Below are 21,978 nucleotides of genomic sequence, written 5' to 3'. Positions count from 1 at the left end.
CGGCGACGATCGCTTGACGTCCATTCCGGCAACGATGAACGCGTGGGTGGTGCGCACACCCGGCCCCATCGACACCAGCCCGCTGAGCTACGTGCGCAGGCCGGTGCCGCAACCTGCCCCGGCGGAACTGTTGCTCAGGGTCCGCACCTGCGGGGTGTGTCGCACCGATCTGCATGTCAGTGAGGGTGATCTTCCGGTGCACCACCCGCGGGTCACGCCGGGCCACGAGATCGTCGCGACTGTCGTCGGCCTGGGGGCCGGCGTGTCCGGTTACGCAATCGGAGACCGCGTCGGCGTCGCCTGGCTGCGCCACACCTGCGGGACGTGCCGCTATTGTGTGCGCGGCGCGGAGAACCTCTGTCCGCAATCTCGCTATACCGGATGGGACAGCGACGGCGGATACGCCGAATACACGACGGCACCAGCTGCTTTCGCCTATCACCTGCCGGACAACTACGATGACGTCGCGGTCGCGCCGCTGTTGTGCGCGGGCATCATCGGCTACCGCGCACTACAGCGTGCCCAGCTCCCCCAGGGCGGGCGGCTCGGCATCTACGGCTTCGGCGGCAGCGCGCATCTGACAGCCCAGATCGCCCTTGCGCAGGGCGCAACCGTGCACGTCATGACCCGGGGTGAGCAAGCCCAACAGCTGGCCCTGGAACTCGGTGCCGCATCAGCTACGGACGCCTACGGCACGCCACCAGAACCACTGGACAGTGCAATCCTATTCGCGCCGGTCGGCGACCTGGTCCCGGTCGTCATGCGCGCGCTGGATCGCGGCGGAATTCTGTCGATCGCCGGCATCCACCTCAGTGACGTACCCGTCCTCAACTACCAGCTCGACCTGTTCTACGAACGCGAAATCCGTAGCGTGACAGCCAATACCCGCGCCGACGGCGAGGCGTTCCTGAGGTTCGCCGCTGAGCACACACTCAAGGTCACCACCCACCGGTACCCCCTGGCAAGCGGGCAACAGGCACTGAACGATCTGGAAGCGGGTCGTTTCGACGGGGCGGCGGTCCTGTGCAACGACGCCCTATGAGCGCGCCGCTCCCGGCGCTCTGCGCCGGTGTGGCATGAACTCCAGTGTCAGCAGAACGAACAGGGCCGGCAGCAGGTGCCGCGGCGACAGCAGGACGTACCGCCGCTGAGACAGCGAATGGTATTTGTCCAGGTACCGGTACAGCGATTCCAACCGAATGAGTCGGTCACCCAGGTGGATCAACACGTAGAACAGGTGCTGCACACCGGTGCGTCGCCGGTCATCGAAGATCTCCGGGAAGGCCGCGAACGCCAGCGATAGCCGCCGCGCCCCGTGTGCTTTGGACCATTCGATCATGTCGACGCTGAGTCGCTCATCGATGCCGTTCGGTGCACCCGGTCGCCGCCACGGCACATCGAGTGACACATCGCTGCCACCGCCGGCCAGCACGTACCGTTGAGCGGACTGCACGACACCGAGTCGATCCCGCCCGATCATCAGCAACACGCCGGGATATCGGCCTTCCAGGGCACCGTCGAGGATCATCGAGAAACCGCGCTCGGTGCGCACCCCAGAGTGCGACGAATCCATCACCTCGGTCAGCTCCGCCACCGTGGTGGAGTCGAGGTCCTGCTCAGCGATGACTTCGGTGGTGACGCCGGCGTTGCGGGTTCGGTGCACCGCTTGTCGGAGATTGCGGAATGTCCGCCCCGCCATGTCGAAGCGCCTTACGTCGATGACGACGTCACGCCCGAATGGTATGGCCCGCAGGTGTTCTGCGATACCCGCTTGCTCAGTCCACAGCGGAAGCCGGCGTTGGCTACACCCCAGGACAATAATGCGCCATCCGCGGTTCTGGCACATCCCGGCGAAATCGTTGACCAGTCGGCGGAACTGAGCAGCATCGCCGATCGGATCACCACTGACCACTGCGAAGCCGATACGGGTCCGGTACGCGAGCATCGACTTACCGTCGGCGCTGAAGTAGCTGCTCTTATGTGACTGCATCGCAAACGGCGCCAGCGGGTCACCGTGCGTGGCGCTGACCAGCGCCCCGATCCGGGGCAACATCTCAGGCTCTGGCACAGCAGTGGTCGGCCACATCAGAACCAGGCCGCTGGCGGCGATGACGCTATCGCCTAACGCATTCAACGACAACAGGTGTGCGGTGATACCGACGACGAGCACAGCGCCGGCCGCGGCCGCGTGGGCAGCGGTGACCGGCCGGCCGAGGAAGATGCCTCGGGCGATGAAGACGACGGCGACCAAGATGGCCATCGACCAAGCCAACCGACTCCCTGATTGCCAGTCAGGGCGAACCTCATCGCGCTCCGTGAGCATGACCAGCCACGCGAACAGTGCCACTGCCGCCAGTGCTCCACCACGTCGTGTGGTGTGCGAGTCAGCCTCCATCACACGCCTTTTGATACGCGCGGCCGGCGCGCGCACCGTCAGCGCGCGCATGCCGCGACTACCGAGCCGGTCTCGGCATTGTGCACGACAGGAGCGTCCAAGTCAGCACCGCTGAGGTTCCCTCCGGCACTCGGGGCCGTCCCGTTCACAAAGGTCACTGCTACAGCGGGGGCGATGTCGGCCAGGAACGCGACCACATCGGTATGCACCGTGACGCAATGCACCGGGACATCGGTGTGGTCATGCCATCGCTCGGCGACGGACTGGTCAACAGGACTCGCGGCGCGGTGCGGAACCGCCGGGGACCCGACCACCACGGTCAACAACGGCAAATGCCGAAGCCGAGCTTCTTCGAACGCGTCCTGCAGCATCAGATCGTCTGTACGGGAACCGTTGACGAGCACGGCGACACAGCCTCTGGACCTGTCCACTCGTAGATCTGGAGCACCGATGACCGCCACCGGGCACAGCGCCGACCGAGCCAATGCGGTCGACGTCGAGGGCCGGTGATCGTCATCCTCACCATCCGGGTCAGCCGACCCGATACAGATCATCGCCGCGTGTCGCGACTCTTGCGCCAGCACCGTGTCGATACCGCCACGGCGGATGTCGGTGTCGATCTCGACCTGACAGCTCAGTGCTCTGACGGCCGCACGTGCCGCCCGCAGCGCCAACCCGGCGTACTCGATCTCCAACCGAACGGCTTCAGAACCCGGTTCGATGATGTAGACCAGCCGCAGTGGCGCGTCCCGGCTGATCGCCTCGTCCACCGCCCAGCAGGCGGCCCGCATGGCGGCGTCTGAGCCGTCCATGCCGACGACGATGGGAGTCATCGAGTCGTGGAAAGACATATGCGCTGGCTCCAGTCGTCTGGTCCGTTGCCGGATGTAGCTGAGGCTATCGGGGGAGATCGTCTCGGCGGGCGGGCCGAAAGTCCCCGTGTTGGCCGTAAAGGGCCTTGGCAACGACTCACCCTGCGTGACTGAATCTTGCCGCTCTGCGGTGGATCCGGTGTTCACGGCCGCGGGTCCGGCGCGACAATTCCTGCAGCGCCGGGGCGTCGCTGTAAAACACCTTCTTGGTCAGCTCCACCAGCACCAGGTAGGCCACCGTCATCAGCGCCAAAGCGACGAAGAACAGCCACGGCAACGTCGTGAAACCCAATACGGGTCCGATCGACGACAGCGTCAGACCCACACCGACGATGACTACCGCGATTGCTGCAGCCGCGAGGATGCCGCCTGGCCGGCTGCGATAGAACGGGATTCGGCGGGTGCGGATCGCGAAGATGATCAACGTCTGGGTGGCCAGGGATTCGACGAACCAGCCGGTGCGGAACTCAACCGGGCCGGCGTGCAGAACACCGAGCATCAGCCCGAAGGTCAGAAAGTCGAACAGCGAACTGATCGGCCCGAACGTCAGCATGAAGCGCCGGATGAAGGCGATGTTCCAGTGCGCGGGGGCGTGGAGTTGTTCGGCGTCCACGCGGTCGGTCGGGATCGCCAGCTGCGAGCTGTCATACAACAGGTTGTTGAGCAAGATCTGGCTCGGCAGCATCGGCAGGAACGCCAACACCGCCGAGGCTGCCGCAGCAGAGAACATGTTGCCGAAATTGCTGGAGGTACCCATCAGGACGTATTTGATGGTGTTGGCGAAGATCCTCCGACCCTCGGCGACTCCGGTGGCCAGCACGCCGAGGTCTTTCTCCAACAACACCACGTCGGCTGCGTCTTTCGCGACATCCACGGCGGTGTCCACTGAGATCCCCACATCGGCCGCGTGCAAGGCGAGCGCATCGTTGACGCCGTCCCCGAGAAACGCCACTGACCGTCCGCGTCGGCGGGCCGACACGATCAGCCGCGCTTTCTGCTCCGGTGATATCCGGGCGAAAATGGTGCACTTCTGCACCGTGTCATCGAGGGCGGCGTCGTCAAGTGCCTCCAAATCGGCGCCGGTGATCGTGCCTTTGGAGTCCAAACCCAGTTCCTTGCATACCTTTTCAGCGACCTGAGCATTGTCCCCGGTTGCGATCTTCACTTCGATCCCCAGCGCGGCGAGCTGGCGCAGTGAGTCCCGGGCGGCGGCTTTCGGCTCATCGGCGAAGACCAGGAAGCCTTCGAGTGTCAGCCCGGTCTCGTCGCCGGCAGTGAGGGCCGACAAGCCGGGGGCGGCCTTGCTGGCGACGGCCACCACCCGCCGACCCTCGGCGAAGAGCGCCGAAAGGGTCGCGTGCGCGACCGCGGTCACCGCGACGCAGTGCTCCATCACCTGCTCGGGAGCGCCTTTGACAATAAGGAGCCGTTGGTCGCCGTCGCCGACGAGGACCGAGGACGCGCGGCGCTCATGATCGAAGGGCAGCACCGCCACCAGCGGTAGGTCAGGCAACGCGAGTTCATGACTGCGCGAGGTCTCCCACAATGCGGCGTCCAGAGCGTTGGTCGCTCCCCCACCCGCTGCTGGGTCGACCGCGGTGGCCAACAGCCCCAGCACGAGGATGTGATCGCCTGCCTGTCCGGCAGGATCGACCGCTTCGACGAGGGTGATGTGCCCGTCGGTCAAGGTGCCCGTCTTGTCGGTGATGAGCACGTCGATGTCACCCAGGTCTTCAATACATACCAGCCGTTTGACGAGAACCTTCTGCTTGGCCAACCGACCGGCACCGGTGGCCAGGCTGGTACTGACCACGGCAGGCAGTAGCTGCGGGGTGATGCCGACGGCGATGGCCAACGCGAACAGGACCGACTCGATGACCGGGCGATCCAACATCAGGTTGGTGACCAGAATCATCGCCGTCAAGATCATTGCCACCCACAGCAGCAGGAACGAGAAGCGGCGCAGTCCGACCTGAAACGCGGTCTCCGGTTGCCGGGTTCCCAGGCCGGCCGCGATCTGGCCGAATTGTGCGGCGGCGCCGGTGGCATAGACGATCCCGCAGCCTTCGCCGGCGCTGACGATTGTGCCCATGAAGGCCAGATTGGCCGAATCAGCCAGCGCATTGCCGGGTGTGAGGGCTTCGGACCATTTCTCGGCAGCAGCCGATTCTCCGGTGAGGATGCTCTCGTCGCATTCCAACCCTGAGACAGTGGTCAGGCGCAGATCGGCGGGCACCACCTCGCCCAGTGCGAGCCGGACCATGTCGCCAGGCACCAGAGTGGCCACGTCGACATCGGCAAACTGCCCGTCGCGACGGGCCACGGCGGTGTGCCGCAGACTCGAATGCAGTTGAGCGGCAGTACGTTCGGCGCGATACTCGTTGGCGAATCCCAGTCCTACGCTAGCCACCAGGATCAATCCGATGATGACGGCCTGGGTACTGTCGCCCAGGAAGAACGACACCACCGCGGTGACGGCCAGCAACAACAGCAGGGCACTGCGCAGCTGGCGCCCGAGGACTGCCCATGCACTGACCCGGTGAGTGCGAACAGCGTTGGGCCCGTGCGTCGCCAGCCGCGCTGTCGCCTCCGCGCTGGACAGCCCCGATGCCGTAACGTCCAGACGAGCAAGCACCTCGTCCACTGACGCCGCCGCCACCCAGTGCGCCGTCAGTACCTCACCCTCGATCCCGGCATGATCGGGCGCGGTCTCGGACAGGGAAACCATTTCTGTGGTTGGCCTGCCGCTAGGACGTACGGGCGACGATGACAGGAATCCGGACCGTTTGCGCCACGGCGGAACTGACTGATCCGAGCAACATGCCGGCAAACCCGCCGCGCCCGTGGCTACCGACCACGATGAGTTGCGCGCGCTTCGACCTTGCCACGAGGTGCTCGGCAGCATTATCGGCTACCACCACGCGATGCACACTGACATCGGGATACCGCTCCTGCCAGCCCGCGAGCCGCTCGGCAAGGACTTCATATCCGCGCTGCTCTACCAACGGCCAGTCGATACCGGGATGGTCGCCACCGCCCCAGTCGCTGCAGGCGTGGATCGCCACCACCTGCACACCACGGCGCGAGGCTTCATCGAAGGCGATCGCAGTCGCCGACTCCGAGGCCGGCGAACCATCGATACCGACGACGACCGAGGCGAAGTCAGGATCGGGAATGAGCGGATCATCGTCGTGGACGACCACCACCGGGCAATGCCCGTGATGAATTAGCCCGGCACTGACCGAGCCCAGCAACTGATGCAACCGGCCACGTCCACGGCATCCGACGACGACCATCTGCGCCTCCTTGGACAGGTCAGCCAGCGCGGCGACCGCCGGACCGGCCACCATGTCGGACTTGATGTGAATCGGCCGTTCCGCAGCAGCCTCGGCCAGCGCGACCGCGTTCCGAACAATGATGCGGCCTTCTTCTCGGGGCCATTCCATGAACGCGGCCGGCAACGGCAGGTCCGGCCAGGTCATCACAACCGGGGATGGCAGCACATGGATCAGAGTCAGCGGCACATTGTGCATCGCCGCTTCATGCGCTGCCCACTGCACGGCATCCGCTGCGGCCGACGAGCCGTCAATTCCGACGATGATCCCGTGATGCATTGTCGCACTGACCATTTCTTACTCCTTCGACAGGGGCGAGCGGCGCCTGACACCTCGATCGACCGCCATGCCTGCGCGCCTCATGATTGATGCTAGGCAGCGCGGCGTGATCCCGTCGTGGGCCGTTGGTCCCCTGTACGGCAGTCATTGGGCACCGATCACCGTCATGTGTCATGCCGGCACGCATCCCTCGATCCGTCGGGCGTCGGAGGTAGAGCTCGGCCCAGAGGCCCCAGACACGGGGTCGAAAGGCCCTAGCCCAGGACCGTTTCCAGGTTCACCGTGGGGAGGATGAGCCAGACGCCGAGAGACCGCGACGCGTCCGCAACGGAACCGCCTGCCGAGTCGCCCGGGCAGGCCCCGCGCAGCCAGCAGAAGGCCCACGCCCTGGGTCTGACCTCGGCGACCGGCCTGGTTATCGGTAGCGTCGTCGGTACCGGCGTGTTCACCATGCCGGCGGTGATGGCCGGCGCGGGCACGATGAGTATCGTCGTGCTCGCGGTAGTGGCTGTCGGCGCCATGGTGCTGGCCCTGCTGTTCGGACAGCTCACCAAGCGGCTCCCCCATAGCGACGGTGGCCTTTACGCCTACGCGCGATACGAATTCGGAGATTTCGCCGGATACCTCGTCGGCTGGAGTTACTGGATCTCCGCGTGGGCCGGTAACGCGGCGATCGTGGCGTCCTGGGTGTTCTACGTCGACGCCATGCTCGATCTGCACGATCCCAGCGGACTGGTAAATTGGGGGATCGCCCTGACCGGGCTGTGGGTCCCGGCCATCGTGAATCTTGTTGGCGTACAACAGATGGCGTGGTTCCAGAACATCACGGTGGTGATGAAATTCCTGCCGCTGCTGTTCATCGGTGCGTTCGGTTGGATTTTTGTCAACAACGCGAATTTCGGGGCATTCAACGCCACCGGCGGAAGCCTGTACAGCGGAATTGGGATCGCCGCTGGGGTGGCACTGTTCTCGTTCATCGGTGTCGAGGCCGCGGCGATCACCGCGAAACGAGTTCGCAACCCCCGGGTGAATGTCGGACGAGCCTCACTGATCGGCACCTGCGCAAGTGCGGTGCTCTATGTGCTGGTGACCGCGGCAGTGATGGGCCTGGTACCGCACGGCACCCTGGTGAACACCGGGTCGCCATTCGTCGATGCCTTCCAGGTCATGTTTCCCGGCACCGCTTGGGCTGGCAGGTTTATCGCGGTCGTTGCGGTGATCTCCGGTATCGGTGCGCTGAACGGGTGGACGTTGATCGTCACCGAAAGCTCACGGGCCATGGCCCAGGATGGATTGTTTCCGCGGCCGTTCGCCTGGGCCGATCGCAACGGCACCGCATGGTTCGGCATCGTGGTTGGAGCTCTGCTGCCGTCGTTACTGATGCTGTGGCGCTACCTCTCGGGACCAGGCCTGACGGTCTTCACCTACCTGGTGAACCTCACCGTCATGACGGTGGCCATCGCGTATTTCTTCTCGGCGCTGGCTCAGCTCACGTATCTGGTCTCACACCGCAGACGGGTGGAGGGCCGCCGGCTGGCGCGCGACATCGTCGTCGCCGCAACCGGTGTCGTGTTCTCGATGTGGCTGACCTTCGCCTCCGGATACCAAGTCGTGTACCAGGGTCTAGTGGTCATTCTCGCCGGCATGGTCGGGTACGCGCTGCTCAACGCGCGTAGACAACGGCTAGGTGAGTCCGCCGAACCTGCCGGGAGTTCCCCAGCGGAGCCGGACGCCGACCCTACCGTGGCCGATCGGTCCATACCGGCGAAAGAAGTAGCATGACGCGCTCCACGACCAACGCACATTCCGCGGCCCACACCAGAGGGAGTACAGCATGACCGAGGATGCAACGGCCACAACAGTTGTCGTGGCGGTGGACGGTTCGCAAGCAGCCACCAATGCCCTTCGATGGGCGATCGGTGAGGCGGCCGGCCGGCAAGCCGCACTGCGCATCGTCTATGCCGCCGGCGACGACGACCTGCCTGCCGGCGATATCCGCCGTGCGTTCGACGCCGCCGAACGGTCGCTGCGGTTCGCAACCGACGTGGTGACAGAAGTCGGCAAGTCGGTCGCTGTCGAGACAGAGATCCTGTGGGGACCTGTCAGTGCCGTCCTGATCCACGAATCTCGCACCGCCACACTGCTGTGCGTCGGAGCGGTAGGAGCCGACGGTCACCCCGGCGAGGTAATGGGAACCACGGCGGCCGCACTGGCCGAGAACGCGTACTGCCCTGTCTCGATCATTCGCGGTCCCCGCGTCGGACCAGCCGGCGGCGTCGACTGGATTGTTGTCGCCGTCAACGACCGCCCCGATAACGACGCTGTCATCGAATGCACGCTCAATGAGGCGCGGCTTCGCCATGCACCGGTTCTCGCTGTCGGTGTCGGGGCAGAAGACCTGGGCGAGACCACCTACCAGGAGCTCGACCGGCGGATCGAGAAATGGAAACTCCGCAACCCCGACATCCGGATTCACGGCGTCGCCTGCATGGGAAGTGTCGGTCAGTATCTGCAAAGCCATGCCACTGAGTCGGTGCAACTGGCCGTACTGGGCGGAAACGACGTCGACCAGATCGCCTATTTGGTCTGGCCACACAATCAATCTGCGGCTCCTCGCGGCGAGCGCTCCATTCTCATCGTGCCCCACCCCGTCACAGTCGGGGCAGAGTCCGCGGTCTGACCAGTCCTGCTACGCCGGTGCCATGGGGAGAGCTCAGACACGAATGTGGATAGCGGTCGCGCTGGCGGCGTCGGCGGGGACTGTACCTCTACCGCAGGAAGTTGCGGCCCTGGATCTACACGTGGGGCGCCTCCGACAGCGAAGCGGCGGACCTTTTTCCGGGCGACAAGCTCGTCGTCGCCGAGGCCCGGCGCACTACCCGGGCGCTGACGATCAGGGCGACCCCGGCGACGGCGGGACGCGGCCGCTCATCCGTCGCAGTGGTGGCGCGGTCGGTCATGCCACGTTCGACATTCCGCATTTCATCATGGAGCAGAAGATGATGCGGGGAATACGCAATCGGGCACAGTGACGTCCTCAGGACTGTCGTGCGACGATCACCGGGACGCGAGCAGCGTGGACGACGGCCGTGCTCACCGATCCGAGCAGCATCCCGGCAAAGCCACCGCGCCCGTGGCTGCCGACCACCACGAGCTGCGCAGCCTGAGATTGGTCGAGGAGGTGGCGGGCCGGGTGGTCGAACACGATATGCGGGTGCACAGTGACGTCGGGATAACGCTCATTCCAGTCGGCCAGACGCTCGGCCAACGTCTCGCGCGCGGTGCCGATGACGGCTGACCGGTTCGTTCCAGGGAAACCCGACATGTCCTCGTCGCTCCACGCGTGCAGTGCAATGAGATCCACGCCCCGAAAGGAGGCCTCCTCGAAGGCGATCGCCGTGGCCAGTTCCGAGGCCGGAGAACCATCGATGCCGACCAGCACTGGTGCGTGAGTCGCGGGTGCCGTAGTCGCGGGTTCGGTGTGAATAACCGCGACGGGACAATGTCCATGGTGAACGACCGCCGTACTGACGGATCCGGCAATGCCGCGCTGAAGAGCATCCAGGCCGCGGCATCCGACCACGATCATCAATGCGTCCTTGCTCAGATCTATCAACGTCTGCGCTGCCGATCCACTGATCACCTCACTGATGACTCTCACTCTCGGCTCGGCGGCGTGCACCATGTCCTCGGCATCATTGACCACAGCCTGGGCACGTTGGATTTGCCAGTCGAAGATCTCCTGGGGAATCGGTGCCACCGCCCACCCCATAGCTGCCGCGCTCACCGGCAGCGCGCTGCGAACGTTGACGATGACGAGCGGAACCTTGCGCATCGCCGCCTCGCGAGCTGCCCATCGCACGGCTTCGATCGATGACGCGGATCCGTCGACACCGACCATGATCTCTGTTGGGGTTACCGGCGTGGTCATTTCGCTCCCTTCTTGACCGTCAGTCGGTTGGACGACCTGATCGGTGTAATGGCCACGCTAGGCCGTCCGCGGGCTACCGACGCGGGGCATTAGTCCCTGTGACAACGGGCATTGGACCCCAGTCAGAGGCCGCCGCGCAGGTCGCCTACCGATGCCACCGAACACAGTGACTTTCGACCGTATCCGCCATCTCTTTAGCTTTGTTCGCGGACACCCGAGGTCTTGCTGACGGTCACCCTCAGCGACATGTCCACCTGATCGGCCGCTCATTCTGAATGGTTCGCGGGGGTGCCGGGTCAAACACTTCGACGTCGACCCGTGCGATCGTTCCATCGAACCGGAATGGACGGCGATCGAAGTAGTCAGGTGAAACAGGTGAGCCGAGATCAACGCCCACCCCGAAGGTTTCGCTGGCGGAGAAGGCGGCCGGCACCGTCCTGGCCACTACCACTGCGCCCACCTGGGCACCGTCGACTGCGAGGGTCACGGTGGCGGGTGCGGTCGGCTGGGGTGAGGCGAATCGGGTATCGACGGTAATGACGTGCGCACCGGGAGCGATCTCCACGGTGCTGCGTGCCTGGAATCGGTCGATGATGAGCATGTTGTATTCGTAAACCAGGATTCCGTGGTCCATGAATAACGTCAGACCACCGGAGAATCCGCCCAGCGAATTCCGGCATCCCCGTGCAGGATCCGTCGAATCGCCATTTCGAGTACGGTGAGGCAACTCTTCCTCGGGATGGATGCGCAGCCACAACCCAGCGCCGATAGCAGCCGAGGTGATCGAATCCCATGTCGTCGATCACGATGAAAAGCACATTGGGCGCGCCGGGTTTGGCGCGGATCGGCGCCGGCCACGCCGGTATCGATTCGGCAGGGGTCCGCCCGATGACGCCGGTGAACGGGGTGCCCAGCCGATACTCGTTCAATGCCATGTGCTTCCCGTCGGTGTGTGTTCAGAGGCAGCGCTTCAGCTGCTGGCGCCTGCCCCTTCCTGAAGCTTGGCCATCACCTGGGCGAGGCTGAAGCTCGCGGACTTCTGACGCTGCGGGAATTCGGCGAACGTGCCCAGCATCTGACCGACGTACGCCTGGGCCGGGACGAGGAGAAAAGCGTGGGACAGGAGCCAGTCGTAGTAGGTGTTCGACGTGATGTCGGCCCGCTCATAAGGGTCGGTGCGCAGGTTGAAGATCTTCGGTACCCGGAGCTCGGTGTACGGCTCGGCCCAAATACGCATCGTGCCCTCGCAGCGTTGCTCGAGAAAGACGATCTTCCAGTTGTCGAACCGCAAGGCGGTCAGATCGCCGTCGTCGGAGACGTAGAAGAAATGCTTGCGCGGACTCTCGCCGATCTCTCCGGTGAGATATGCCAGCTGGTTGTACCCGTCGAGGTGCACCTTATAAGTGATGCCGCCCAGATCGGTTCCTGTGCTGAGCTTTTCCGCGATGTCGGGTACGCCCGCTGCTGCCAGCAGAGTGACGAACCAGTCATTGTGACTGACGATCCCGGTCAACACGGTGTGTGCAGACACATGCCCGGGCCACCGCACCAACGCGGGAACCCGATACGCACCTTCCCAATTGGAATTCTTCTCGCTGCGGAACGGCGTCATGCCGGCATCAGGCCAGCTGTTCATGTGTGGGCCGTTGTCGGTGGAATACATCACGATCGTGTCGTCGGCGATCCCGAGCTCGTCGAGAGTGTCCAGAAGGCTGCCCACGAGGTCGTCGTGGTCCATCATCGTGTCGTGGTACTCAGACTGCCATCGGCCCGAACGACCCACGCTCTGGGGCTTGGGGTGGGTGCGGAAATGCATGTGGGTGGAGTTGAACCATACGAAGAACGGCGTCTCGGTATCGTGCTGGCGGGTGATGAAATCGATGGCGGCGTCGCGGAATTCCTCGTCGACGGTTTCCATCCGCTTTTTGGTCAGCGGGCCGGTGTCCTCGATGCGCTGAGTTCCGTCACCGTTGGCCCACGTGTGTAGTACTCCCCTGGGCCCGAACTTCTTGCGGAACTCCGGGTCCTTCGGGTAGTCGGCTTCTTCGGGTTCCTCTTCGGCGTTGAGGTGGTACAGGTTGCCGAAGAACTCATCGAAACCATGCTGCGTCGGCAGGAACTCGTCACGATCACCGAGGTGGTTCTTACCGAATTGGCCGGTCGCGTAGCCCTGCGCCTTGAGCGCGGTGGCGATGGTCGGATCGCCGTCCTGGAGACCGAGCGTGGCGCCGGGCAGTCCCACCTTGGTCAGCCCCGTGCGGTAAGGGTTCTGGCCGGTGATGAATGCGGCCCGGCCCGCGGTGCAGCTCTGCTCCCCGTAATAGTCGGTGAACAGTGCACCTTCTTCGGCCAGGCGGTCGATGTTGGGCGTGCGGTACCCCATCAGGCCATTGCTGTAGCAGCTCAGATTGCTCTGGCCGATGTCGTCGCCCCAGATGATAAGGATGTTCGGCATGTCCGCCATTGGGTGCCCTTCGTTGTACAACCGGGACACTTGCCACGGTCTGCATCCACACTTCGCACTCCCGGCATCCTTGGATAGGGCCATTTGACCCCAAGCCGATGGCCGTGCCGTGCGCCACCTGACCTCGGCCGCGGACGGTCACGCTATCCAACTTGGCTTGTTCAGTCCTGCCGGTAGTCGATCACCACGCGACCGTCGATTTCGCCGCGCTGCATCCGGTCGAATACCTCGTTGACATCGTCGAGCCGGGCGGCGGCGACGGTGGGGTGTATCAACCCGCGGGCGTAAAAGTCCAGCGCCTCGGCCATATCTTCCCTGGTGCCGACGATCGACCCTCGGATGGTGAGGCCCTTGAGCACGATATCGAAAATGGGTGCCGGAAAGTCGCCGGGCGGCAACCCGATCAACACGATGGTGCCGCCTCGGCGGGCCAGTCCGATCGCCTGCCCGAAGGCCTCCGGATGAACCGCTGTCACCAGCACCCCATGTGCCCCACCGGTAGCATTCTGTACTTCGGCAACCACATCGGCCGTCCGGGCGTTGACGGTCACTTCGGCGCCCAGATTCGCGGCCAGGGCCAACTTCGAGTCGTCGACGTCAACGGCCACCACCCGCAGCCCCATCGCGCGCGCGTACTGCACCGCGATGTGGCCGAGTCCTCCGATGCCGGAGATCGCCACCCATTGGCCCGGACGAGCGTCGGTAACTTTCAGACCCTTGTAGACCGTGACGCCGGCGCACAGGATAGGAGCCACTTCCAACGGGTCGGCGCCCACCGGGATGCGGGTGGCGTAGGCGGCATTGACGATCATGAAGCTGCCGAAGCTACCGTTGACGCTGTAGCCACCGTTCTGTTGGCTCTCGCACAACGTTTCCCGTCCGGTGCGGCAGTATTCGCAGCGACCGCATGCTGACCACAACCACGCATTGCCGACCTGGTCCCCGACCTTCAGGTCGGTCACACCGCCGCCGACAGCAACGACAATGCCACATCCCTCATGGCCCGGGATGAACGGCGGCGTCGGCTTGACCGGCCAATCACCCTGAGCTGCATGAAGATCGGTATGGCAGACACCAGACGTTTCCAGTTTCACCAAAGCCTCACCGATGCCGGGGACCGGCAGCTCCACCTCTGATATTGCCAGCGGCGCGCCGAACTCGGTGACCACTGCCGCACGCATGGTGCTATCGGCGCTCGAGTAGTTGGGGGCGCGGGAGTCCATCGTCTGTGTCATTGCTCGTCCAAATTCTATGGGGGATTATGGATTTGATGCTTCTGCCGCATAGTCACGAGATGCGGGTGATCTCATTGGCAGGTTACCTGTGTGTGGTTTGCAAATGACGCTAAGCCGCGGCATACAGCCCAGTCATGGGTCGTTGGTCCCTTCCCTGCAGCCATAGGGCACCACTGGCGAGCGCGTCCGCGGTAAGAAGCCCAACACCCGTGTGCCGGCCGAGTTCGTTCCACAGGCGCCGCCACCGGTGGGGCCGAAATGCTCTGTCGGCCGACCGCGCACCAGCGCAGTATAAGAACGTTCCATCGTCAGCAAGTCCGGCCCGCGGACCGCAAGACGCATCGACCCCAAGGGAGCCCAGCATGATCGACTACGAACTTGACAAAGAGCATTCAGTCTTACTCCTACAGCCGAAATCTCCACTCCAAGAAGAGGATTTCGTCACGCTCGCACGGACGGTGGATCCGTACATCGAGGCAACCGGCGGACTGGCCGGCCTCATCATCGACGCGCCGACCTTCCCGGGCTGGGACAGTTTCGGCGCGATGGTCACCCACTTCCGCTTTGTTCGCGAGCACCAAAAGCACGTCAAGAGAATCGGAGTTGTCACCGACTCCCATCTCGGCGATCTCGCCGAGCATTTGACATCACACTTCGTGTCAGCCCAGGTCAAGCATTTCCCGGCTGGGCAGGTGCAAGCGGCAAGAGATTGGATCGGTTCGAATCCGACCGAGTCCGCAGGCGCAGCATCAACTGACTAAATCGCCAAACACCTTTTTTACCTTCGCGATCGTATCGTTGCCGCCTTGAACCTCGATGGAGTCGATGCCCATGGCTTTCACCGGATAGTCGTTGCCCTGCGCGTCTAGGCGGTCACCGAAGAAGATCATGTCGCGCTTGGCCAGATGGAGTGCCGCCAGGAGCTTTCTCGCCCCGTAGGCCTTATCGATTCCGTGGCGTGTGATATCGATCGAGGTCGAGCCGCCACTTTTGACCTCCAGATCTGGGAGTCTCGCCGCCGCGAACTCACGCAGCGCTTCCTTCTTTGAATTATCTTGATCCCATGACGATTTCGCTTCAGCGGGAGCATTCTGGCCAAGCGCAGAATAGGTGACTTGACTGCCACGATCCTCAAGTGCGGGACCCCAAGTTGCGGCTGTGTCGAAGCCGAACTTCTCAGCACCGTTCTGAAGGACTGCCAGCGCTCGATCCTTCTCGTCAGGAGAGAGCTTCTCGAAGTACACCTCCGTCCAGCCACCCTCTTTCCATCGCAAATAACGCGTCCCACACGTGGGCATCAGGTGCAGGCGTCCGCGATTACAGGTGTTGCCGAGATGTTGAAGCACCTGCACGTCAAGCTGCTCGAATCGGCCGCCGGTAATAATGCAGACATCGATGGTCGAAAGCAGTGCGCAGAGCATGTGGGCGATACCCGGTGAGATCTCACTCTTCGACGCCGCCAGCGTCCCGTCTAGATCGAACATTGCCAGACGGTAGGGTCTCATCGCTCTCCCAGCCTCCCCGGCGCACTCGTCATAGCGTCGACCGCGTTGGTGCAGCCCCGAAGATGCGTGGGATGCGCCGCCTCGGGACTGGGCTCAGTACAGCACCGAGATACGGTCGTGGACGGCGCTCACGTGCGGCGATGCCCATGCCGCACGTTCAGCTTCGCGCTTCTCCGCCCAGGAGGCCACAGTTCCGGTGAGGGTGACCTCGTTGCCCGAAACGACGACTGTGATCGTGTCCGCGTCGAGCTGGGCATTACGGTTGATCGCGTTTCGGATGCGCTGCTCGGCATCCGGTACCGATGCCCGCGGGGTCAAGGTAACGAGGTTGTTCACGTAGTGCACACCTTTGAGGTGCTGGATGGCACGCTGAGCGGCCCGGCGTTGGAAATCCCACGTCACCGCGCCCGTCAGGGTGATGTCATGGCCCTCGACCTCGGCCTTGACGGTGTCGGGCACGTTACTCATCCATCTCAGCGCGTGTTCAACCTCTTTGGCGATATCGGTCTCGGTGACCGATGTGCTCCAATTCGAATGCACGCTCACGTTGTCGACGATGGCCGTGACGCCGCGGACCCGCAGAGCGGCACGCTTGGCGGCGAGCCGTGCAGGGTAACTGCTGACTTCACCGGACAGCGCGACAACTCCATCATCGACGGCCACTCCGATCCCGGCGGCATCCACTTCAGGGGTCCAGTCGAGTTCGTCTTGGACCGCCGTCTGGATGTCCTGATCACTTCGGTTGCCAGTGGAAACGCTCATGTTTGTCATCCTTTCGCGAGCCTGCCTGTGGGCACACTCCTCTCTGATCGTCGTTCATGGTGTCGGTGCCGCATAGTGCCATTGGTCCTATATGTGGGCGCAGGCGTGCCAGATCTGGGACCGACGTGAGCTGACCCGGCGCGCTGTTTGGCGAAACACACCGTGCACAAGGCGAATTCGCGCTCTGTGCGGTACAGCGGCTGGACGAATCCACCGTGTCCATGTGAGCCGACCACCAGAATGTCCTGTTCGCCAACGATTTCAAGCAGCGGGTGGTCATCGATTCAGGATGCGCTCTCTGACGGACCGCTTACGGGACGATTTAGGCGTAGGGTTGCGGAGGCTGAGACATTCAGCGCGTGCGACATGAGTCGGCCGTCCGCCGCTGACTTCGCAGGGCTTGGGCTCTGAGCCGTACATCATCCACCGGGATCGACTGTTGGCCGGATCAACGATGAACTGTTCTTCGCTCTTAGCCACGTTCCACCTCCTCCCGAAAAGAAAAGCAGCAGAACCTCATACTTGGTCCGCGCAATTCGCCATGACGGAGCCGACCGAGTCGGTCAGGCGGTTACCTGTTGCGCGCATGGGACAGGCATCGTGGTCAGCGAGCTCGCCGCTCTGATGGACCAGTCGTGATCACGCACCCGGCCTATACGGTCGAACCCTGGTGCCTGCGCGAGACGCGCCTCGACCTCGACGTGATCGCGCAAAGCGAATCCCTGTTCGCCCTGTCCAACGGTCACCTTGGCTGGCGGGGAAATCTTGACGAGGGCGAACCGCATGGGCTCCCAGGGTCCTACCTGAACGGCGTCTACGAATCGCACCCGTTCCCGTACGCCGAACCCGGTTATGGGTATCCGGAAGCGGGTCAATCCGTCATCAACGTCACCAATGGCAAAGTGATCCGTCTCCTGGTCGACGATCAGCCGTTCGACGTGCGCTACGGGCAACTCACTGCTCATGAGCGAGTACTGGACTTCCACGACGGCCTATTGCGCCGGAAGGTCCAGTGGATATCCCCCGGCGGCAAGGATATTCGGGTGCATACCCGCCGGCTGGTCTCGCTGTCTCAGCGGTCGATCGGCGCCATCTGTTACGAGGTGGAAGCACTCGACCAGTCGGTGCGGTTGGTAATGCAGTCCGAACTCGTCGCCAACGAAACACTGCCGCGGCGCGGAATCGGTGACCCTAGGGACTCGGCTGCGCTCGTGGCACCGCTGATGACCGAGGAGCACACCAGCGGTGGTACTCGGGTTTCTTTGCTGCACCACACTGCAATCAGTGGGCTGCGGCTCGGGGTCGCCATGGACCACCTCATCGACGGCCCAGCGTCGGCTCAGGTTTCCTGTGCGAGCATGCCCGATCTGGGTCGGGTGACCGTCTCGGCGACGCTGCAACCAGGGCAGCGGCTGAGGGTCGTCAAGTTCGTGGCGCACGGCTGGTCGGCGGTTCGCTCGCAACCAGCTGTCCGCGATCAGGTCGCTGCCGCGCTGGCCGGGGCGATGACGTCGGGCTGGGACGGGCTGATTGCCGAACAGCGGAGCTATCTCGATGACTTCTGGGGCGGCGCGGACGTCGAGATCGACGGGGACCCGGCGGTGCAGCAGGCGGTGCGTTTCGCCTTGTTTCATCTTCTGCAGGCTGGCGCCAAGGCCGAAGGACGCGCGATTGCATCGAAGGGACTGACGGGCCCGGGCTATGACGGGCACGCGTTCTGGGACACCGAAACATTCGTCCTGCCGGTGCTCACCTACACCGCACCGAAAGCCGCCGCCGATGCGCTGCGCTGGCGTCACTCGATCCTGCCCGCCGCGCGTGCCCGGGCCGTCCAGCTTGGGCTACGGGGGGCGGTGTTTCCATGGCGCACGATCGCCGGGGCGGAGTGCTCGGGCTACTGGCCGGCGGGAGCCGCCGCGTTTCACGTCGGCGCAGACATTGCCGATGCCGTCGTCCGCTACATCGACATCACCGGCGATGAGTGCTTCGCGCAGGAGGTGGGTCTGGAACTGCTGGCGGATACGGCGCGGCTGTGGTGCGCACTGGGCCACTACGACCCGCACAGACGATTCCGCATCGACGGCGTCACCGGCCCCGACGAATACTCTGCCGTGGCCGACAACAACGTCTACACAAACCTGATGGCCCAACACAATCTGGTCTCCGCCGCTGATGCCGCCGCGCAGTACCCGGACCAGGCTCGTAGCCTGGGTATCGACCCCTCAGAGGGCCAGCGGTGGCGCGACGCGGCGGCCGCGATGGTCATTCCCTACGACGACGCGCTCGGCGTTCACTCCCAGGATGAGGGTTTCACCAGCCACGAACTCTGGCACTTCGACCAGACCGGTGCAGACCAGTACCCGCTGCTGATGCACTTCCCCTACTTCGACCTGTACCGCAAACAAGTCGTCAAGCAGGCTGATCTTGTCCTGGCGATGCAGTTGCGTGGAGCGGCGTTCACCGCCGAGGAGAAGATCCGCAATTTCGCCTATTACGAGGCCCTCACCGTCCGGGATTCCTCGTTGTCTGCGTGCACTCAGGCGGTCCTGGCTGCCGAGACCGGCCATCTCGATCTGGCCTATGACTACCTCACCGAGGCGGCCCTGATGGACCTCGACAATCTCGAGCACAACACCCGCGACGGCCTGCACACAGCGTCACTGGCCGGGACCTGGATCGCCCTGGTGCAAGGGCTCGCCGGACTTCGTGAGAGCAACGGCAACGTCATCTTCAGTCCGCAACTTCCCCTCGGCATCATCCGATTGGCTTTCACGATCCGCGTGCAGGGCAGAAGACTGCATGTCGAGATCTCCCCCGGTGCCACGCAGTACCGCCTCCGCGACGGGGCGCCGCTAACGTCGCTGCACGACGGGCGGCCGATCACGGTGACCACGGGGGTAGCGGTTAGTGAGCCCAACCGCGAGCTGCCTCAACGCACCGCCCCCACCCAGCCCGCCGGGCGAGTGCCGCGCCGACACCGCCGCGACTGAGGGAGTTGTGGCCCGCGCCAGCCATAACATCGCCAGCGCTACCGCTAGCCCAGCGGGCGCGGCGACCGGAGCAGTCCCCGGCGATACCCCGACGAGCAGCAACAGAGCGAAGGCGACCGCTGTCGACAGCAGTACCAGCCTCGGCGTCGTCCACTGCGCAGTCACGCGGAACCGGGTCGACAGCAGCATGCCAAGGACCAGGGCGACCGCGTGGCCGGTCGCCACGAACTCGGCTCCCGACGCGACGACCACAACTGCGACCGTCAGCCATCCGCTGACCCAGGCGGCGCGCCATCGTGCCGGGATAGCCGCCGTCAGCGTGCCCAGTACGGCGATCGCGCCGTAGCTCAGTCCGACGTCGCTGGCGCCCGCGACGGACCGCGGCAGCCAGCCGAATTCGATTGACCCGGCCAGCCCGGCCGCGACGATCAGCGTGGCCCCGACGTGACCGAGCGCGAATGCCTGCAGCAGTCGCCGGCTGCACCACAGCAGCTCCGCCAGCGCCAATAGACACACCAGACCCGGCAGCAGCAGGTAGGTCTGTCCTTCGGAGGTGACGAAAGCGCTCCCGAGCAGCGTGTCGAGATGGCCATGTCCGAGGTTGTGCAGATTCGTACTCAGCAGGTCCACCGCACGTTGCTGCACCTGGGGACCCAGCGCGGTCAACACGGTGGCGACGGTGAAGAGCGCCGTCGCGTAGGCCGTGGTGACTCGCAGCGGCAGCAAGCTGGACACAAGTCGGGACACCATATCGATCCAGCTTACCGAGGCTGCGGGATCAGGAAGTGGTGGATGTTTTCCGCGACCGATCGGTTTCCGGGGATGAACGAGGGCCGCCCACACGGTCTCGGACCGTCGAACTAGGGGCTCGATGTGACCAGTCCGGCTGCCTGGGCAGCCAGGGCCGGCGTACACATGATGTCGTAACGCTCCGCAGCCAGAGTCGAGACCGAGGCGAAGTTGCGGCGGCCGTGCGTCACCCACTGTCCGACAAACCCGAAGATCGCCCCCCACACGGCGCCGATGAGCAGACCTGCAAGTAGAACGGCCACCCACCCGGCACCGGCAACGAACATCCCGAACAGCAGCCCGATGAACAAGCCGAACCAGGCACCGCCGGCTGCACCCCTGAGTGCCGCACGTCCGTTTGTCAGCCGACCGGTGATGGCCTCGACTGTGCTCACTCCGTGGCCCACGATGCGTAGATTCTCCACAGGGAAACCCGCATCGGACAAGCGGTCGACAGTGCGCTGCGCCCCCTCGTAATCGCGGTAGCTGACGATGACCCGAAGGTCGGCGCTGGCCGCGGCCTGGGCGGTCGGATCGTCGAAGTGGTGGTCGTGATGAACGTTCATTGTTGCTCCTAGGTTTTAGGCGGTGGGTTCGGGCTCAGGAAGTTCGGCTGCCGCCCCGCGCGAAATCCCGTTCCAGCAGGGATGTCTCGATCAAGGGCATACCAACCACGACGGTGTTCATACCCGCCTCCCCACCGGACTGCCGAATCGGCATCGTCGCGCTCCGCAACGAAATCCTATGCAGCACATCAATATAAGGAATAACGGACCGCATCCCTGGATGACGCTCACCGATCACCCGGCCCACCAGTGACTGCGGAAGCAGATTGAGTGGAGCTGTATCGAACGGGGAAACTCTGAGGAACAGTCATGGCGATCCTGATGTGCAGATGATCACCGGCATGTGAGGCCTTGGAGCAAACGCTCCGGAGTTCGGCGGCGGACAGCCGAACTCATCCCAAACCAGCTGAAATTCTCAGCTCCCGTGATGCTACACCGCCGAGGTCCGGCGACGGGATGTCACGCGATTTCAGAGCACCTTGCCAGGCTCGGCGTTACTGCCGATGCGCGGAGCACCAAGGGACGAAGCCATGCCGACTGAGACTCTCACCAGAGGAACTAAAAGAACGTGAGAAACAACCCCGGATCGTCGGAAATCGCTCTGCTGGAGGACTTCCCGATCGACTTGTGATACTTCCTCGGGTTGCAGGAAGTGTCATCGGCAGCCGCAACGCCTTCGGCGCCGTCACCGGCGCGGTCCTCAAGAGCCAGGACCGCAGCGAAGAGATTCCGCAGAACACAGCGGCACGGCGTAGATTCATAGAGCTGGGAATGTCAGTCAGGTTCGGGAAGAGGTCGGCCGTCCGCCGCCGACGCCGCGAGAGTCGGCTCCGCACCGAAATCTTGGCATGTGAG

The 21,978-nt window shown here is 64.0% G+C and carries 16 protein-coding genes and 1 pseudogene; 5 read left to right on the top strand and 12 right to left on the bottom strand.

Annotated elements, in window-relative coordinates:
* Nucleotides 1-34: 34 nt before the first annotated feature.
* The gene (locus H7J73_RS26890; protein WP_353962010.1) at nt 35-1,042 is read left to right on the top strand and encodes a zinc-binding alcohol dehydrogenase family protein; all 1,008 of its coding nucleotides are present in this window, start codon (nt 35-37) and stop codon (nt 1,040-1,042) included.
* Here H7J73_RS26890 and H7J73_RS26885 read toward each other — a convergent pair.
* From H7J73_RS26885 to H7J73_RS26870, 4 genes are all read right to left on the bottom strand, one after another.
* Nucleotides 1,037-2,446: an MprF family protein gene (locus tag H7J73_RS26885; RefSeq protein ID WP_264070845.1), complete on the bottom strand. Its 1,410-nt coding sequence runs from the start codon at nt 2,444-2,446 to the stop codon at nt 1,037-1,039. The genes H7J73_RS26890 and H7J73_RS26885 overlap by 6 nt on opposite strands.
* Complete coding sequence (locus H7J73_RS26880) at nt 2,434-3,246, bottom strand: universal stress protein (RefSeq protein ID WP_264070844.1); 813 nt, start codon at nt 3,244-3,246, stop codon at nt 2,434-2,436. The genes H7J73_RS26885 and H7J73_RS26880 overlap by 13 nt, the downstream gene beginning before the upstream one ends.
* Before the next feature lie 118 nt (nt 3,247-3,364).
* Nucleotides 3,365-5,995 carry a magnesium-translocating P-type ATPase gene (gene mgtA, locus H7J73_RS26875; RefSeq protein WP_264070843.1) on the bottom strand — a complete coding sequence of 877 codons (2,631 nt, stop codon included), beginning with the start codon at nt 5,993-5,995 and terminating at the stop codon, nt 3,365-3,367.
* Between the two features lie 19 nt (nt 5,996-6,014).
* On the bottom strand, nt 6,015-6,896 hold the full coding sequence (locus tag H7J73_RS26870; protein WP_264070842.1) for a universal stress protein: 882 nt from the start codon (nt 6,894-6,896) through the stop codon (nt 6,015-6,017).
* A 276-nt stretch (nt 6,897-7,172) separates the two neighbouring features.
* Between H7J73_RS26870 and H7J73_RS26865 the strand changes: the two genes are divergently transcribed.
* Complete coding sequence (locus H7J73_RS26865; RefSeq protein ID WP_264070841.1) at nt 7,173-8,663, top strand: APC family permease; 1,491 nt, start codon at nt 7,173-7,175, stop codon at nt 8,661-8,663.
* A gap of 52 nt (nt 8,664-8,715) precedes the next feature.
* The gene (locus H7J73_RS26860; RefSeq protein WP_264070840.1) at nt 8,716-9,561 is read left to right on the top strand and encodes a universal stress protein; all 846 of its coding nucleotides are present in this window, start codon (nt 8,716-8,718) and stop codon (nt 9,559-9,561) included.
* 357 nt (nt 9,562-9,918) lie between these two features.
* Here H7J73_RS26860 and H7J73_RS26855 read toward each other — a convergent pair whose 3' ends face one another.
* The 4 genes from H7J73_RS26855 to adhP form a co-directional block, all read right to left on the bottom strand.
* Entirely contained in the window at nt 9,919-10,812 is an 894-nt protein-coding gene (locus H7J73_RS26855; RefSeq protein ID WP_264070839.1) for a universal stress protein, read from the bottom strand.
* A gap of 238 nt (nt 10,813-11,050) precedes the next feature.
* Nucleotides 11,051-11,446: a hypothetical protein gene (locus H7J73_RS26850; protein WP_264070837.1), complete on the bottom strand. Its 396-nt coding sequence runs from the start codon at nt 11,444-11,446 to the stop codon at nt 11,051-11,053.
* Between the two features lie 336 nt (nt 11,447-11,782).
* Nucleotides 11,783-13,276, bottom strand: a complete 1,494-nt coding sequence (locus tag H7J73_RS26845) for an arylsulfatase (protein WP_264070836.1) — start codon at nt 13,274-13,276, stop codon at nt 11,783-11,785.
* Between the two features lie 161 nt (nt 13,277-13,437).
* Nucleotides 13,438-14,511 (bottom strand): alcohol dehydrogenase AdhP, encoded by a 1,074-nt coding sequence (gene adhP / locus H7J73_RS26840; RefSeq protein WP_264070835.1) that lies wholly within the window; start codon nt 14,509-14,511, stop codon nt 13,438-13,440.
* A gap of 362 nt (nt 14,512-14,873) precedes the next feature.
* Here adhP and H7J73_RS26835 point away from each other — a divergent pair, with 362 nt between their 5' ends.
* A complete protein-coding gene (locus H7J73_RS26835; protein WP_264070834.1) occupies nt 14,874-15,272 on the top strand; it encodes a SpoIIAA family protein in 399 nt (132 codons plus the stop codon).
* Here H7J73_RS26835 and H7J73_RS26830 read toward each other — a convergent pair.
* Nucleotides 15,261-15,995, bottom strand: coding sequence for an HAD-IIB family hydrolase (locus tag H7J73_RS26830; RefSeq protein WP_264070833.1), 735 nt, complete (start codon nt 15,993-15,995; stop codon nt 15,261-15,263). The two genes, H7J73_RS26835 and H7J73_RS26830, sit on opposite strands and share 12 nt — an antisense overlap.
* Before the next feature lie 114 nt (nt 15,996-16,109).
* Nucleotides 16,110-16,778, bottom strand: coding sequence for a BON domain-containing protein (locus H7J73_RS26825; protein WP_264070832.1), 669 nt, complete (start codon nt 16,776-16,778; stop codon nt 16,110-16,112).
* Between the two features lie 635 nt (nt 16,779-17,413).
* Here H7J73_RS26825 and H7J73_RS26820 point away from each other — a divergent pair.
* Nucleotides 17,414-19,768 (top strand): glycoside hydrolase family 65 protein, encoded by a 2,355-nt coding sequence (locus H7J73_RS26820; protein WP_264070831.1) that lies wholly within the window; start codon nt 17,414-17,416, stop codon nt 19,766-19,768.
* Nucleotides 19,769-20,014: 246 nt separating this feature from the next.
* Here H7J73_RS26820 and H7J73_RS33755 read toward each other — a convergent pair.
* Together H7J73_RS33755 and H7J73_RS26815 are read right to left on the bottom strand one after the other, a co-directional pair.
* Nucleotides 20,015-20,518, bottom strand: a pseudogene (locus H7J73_RS33755) (rhomboid-like protein); the annotation flags it as partial.
* Nucleotides 20,519-20,628: 110 nt separating this feature from the next.
* Nucleotides 20,629-21,123 carry a YflT domain-containing protein gene (locus tag H7J73_RS26815; protein ID WP_264070830.1) on the bottom strand — a complete coding sequence of 165 codons (495 nt, stop codon included), beginning with the start codon at nt 21,121-21,123 and terminating at the stop codon, nt 20,629-20,631.
* Between the last annotated feature and the right edge of the window lie 855 nt (nt 21,124-21,978).

It is taken from the genome of Mycolicibacterium komossense (assembly GCF_025822605.1).
GTDB lineage: Bacteria > Actinomycetota > Actinomycetes > Mycobacteriales > Mycobacteriaceae > Mycobacterium > Mycobacterium komossense.
This window is presented reverse-complemented; position numbering and strand designations above follow the sequence as displayed.

Bases quoted from the DNA above. Each gene is read 5' to 3' on its own strand.
- H7J73_RS26890 (WP_353962010.1), top strand. From the start codon at position 35: ATGAACGCGTGGGTGGTGCGCACACCCGGCCCCATCGACACCAGCCCG.
- H7J73_RS26885 (WP_264070845.1), bottom strand. From the start codon at position 2,446: ATGCGCGCGCTGACGGTGCGCGCGCCGGCCGCGCGTATCAAAAGGCGT.
- H7J73_RS26880 (WP_264070844.1), bottom strand. From the start codon at position 3,246: ATGTCTTTCCACGACTCGATGACTCCCATCGTCGTCGGCATGGACGGC.
- mgtA (WP_264070843.1), bottom strand. From the start codon at position 5,995: ATGGTTTCCCTGTCCGAGACCGCGCCCGATCATGCCGGGATCGAGGGT.
- H7J73_RS26870 (WP_264070842.1), bottom strand. From the start codon at position 6,896: ATGGTCAGTGCGACAATGCATCACGGGATCATCGTCGGAATTGACGGC.
- H7J73_RS26865 (WP_264070841.1), top strand. From the start codon at position 7,173: ATGAGCCAGACGCCGAGAGACCGCGACGCGTCCGCAACGGAACCGCCT.
- H7J73_RS26860 (WP_264070840.1), top strand. From the start codon at position 8,716: ATGACCGAGGATGCAACGGCCACAACAGTTGTCGTGGCGGTGGACGGT.
- H7J73_RS26855 (WP_264070839.1), bottom strand. From the start codon at position 10,812: ATGACCACGCCGGTAACCCCAACAGAGATCATGGTCGGTGTCGACGGA.
- H7J73_RS26850 (WP_264070837.1), bottom strand. From the start codon at position 11,446: ATGGACCACGGAATCCTGGTTTACGAATACAACATGCTCATCATCGAC.
- H7J73_RS26845 (WP_264070836.1), bottom strand. From the start codon at position 13,276: ATGGCGGACATGCCGAACATCCTTATCATCTGGGGCGACGACATCGGC.
- adhP (WP_264070835.1), bottom strand. From the start codon at position 14,511: ATGACACAGACGATGGACTCCCGCGCCCCCAACTACTCGAGCGCCGAT.
- H7J73_RS26835 (WP_264070834.1), top strand. From the start codon at position 14,874: ATGATCGACTACGAACTTGACAAAGAGCATTCAGTCTTACTCCTACAG.
- H7J73_RS26830 (WP_264070833.1), bottom strand. From the start codon at position 15,995: ATGTTCGATCTAGACGGGACGCTGGCGGCGTCGAAGAGTGAGATCTCA.
- H7J73_RS26825 (WP_264070832.1), bottom strand. From the start codon at position 16,778: ATGAGCGTTTCCACTGGCAACCGAAGTGATCAGGACATCCAGACGGCG.
- H7J73_RS26815 (WP_264070830.1), bottom strand. From the start codon at position 21,123: ATGAACGTTCATCACGACCACCACTTCGACGATCCGACCGCCCAGGCC.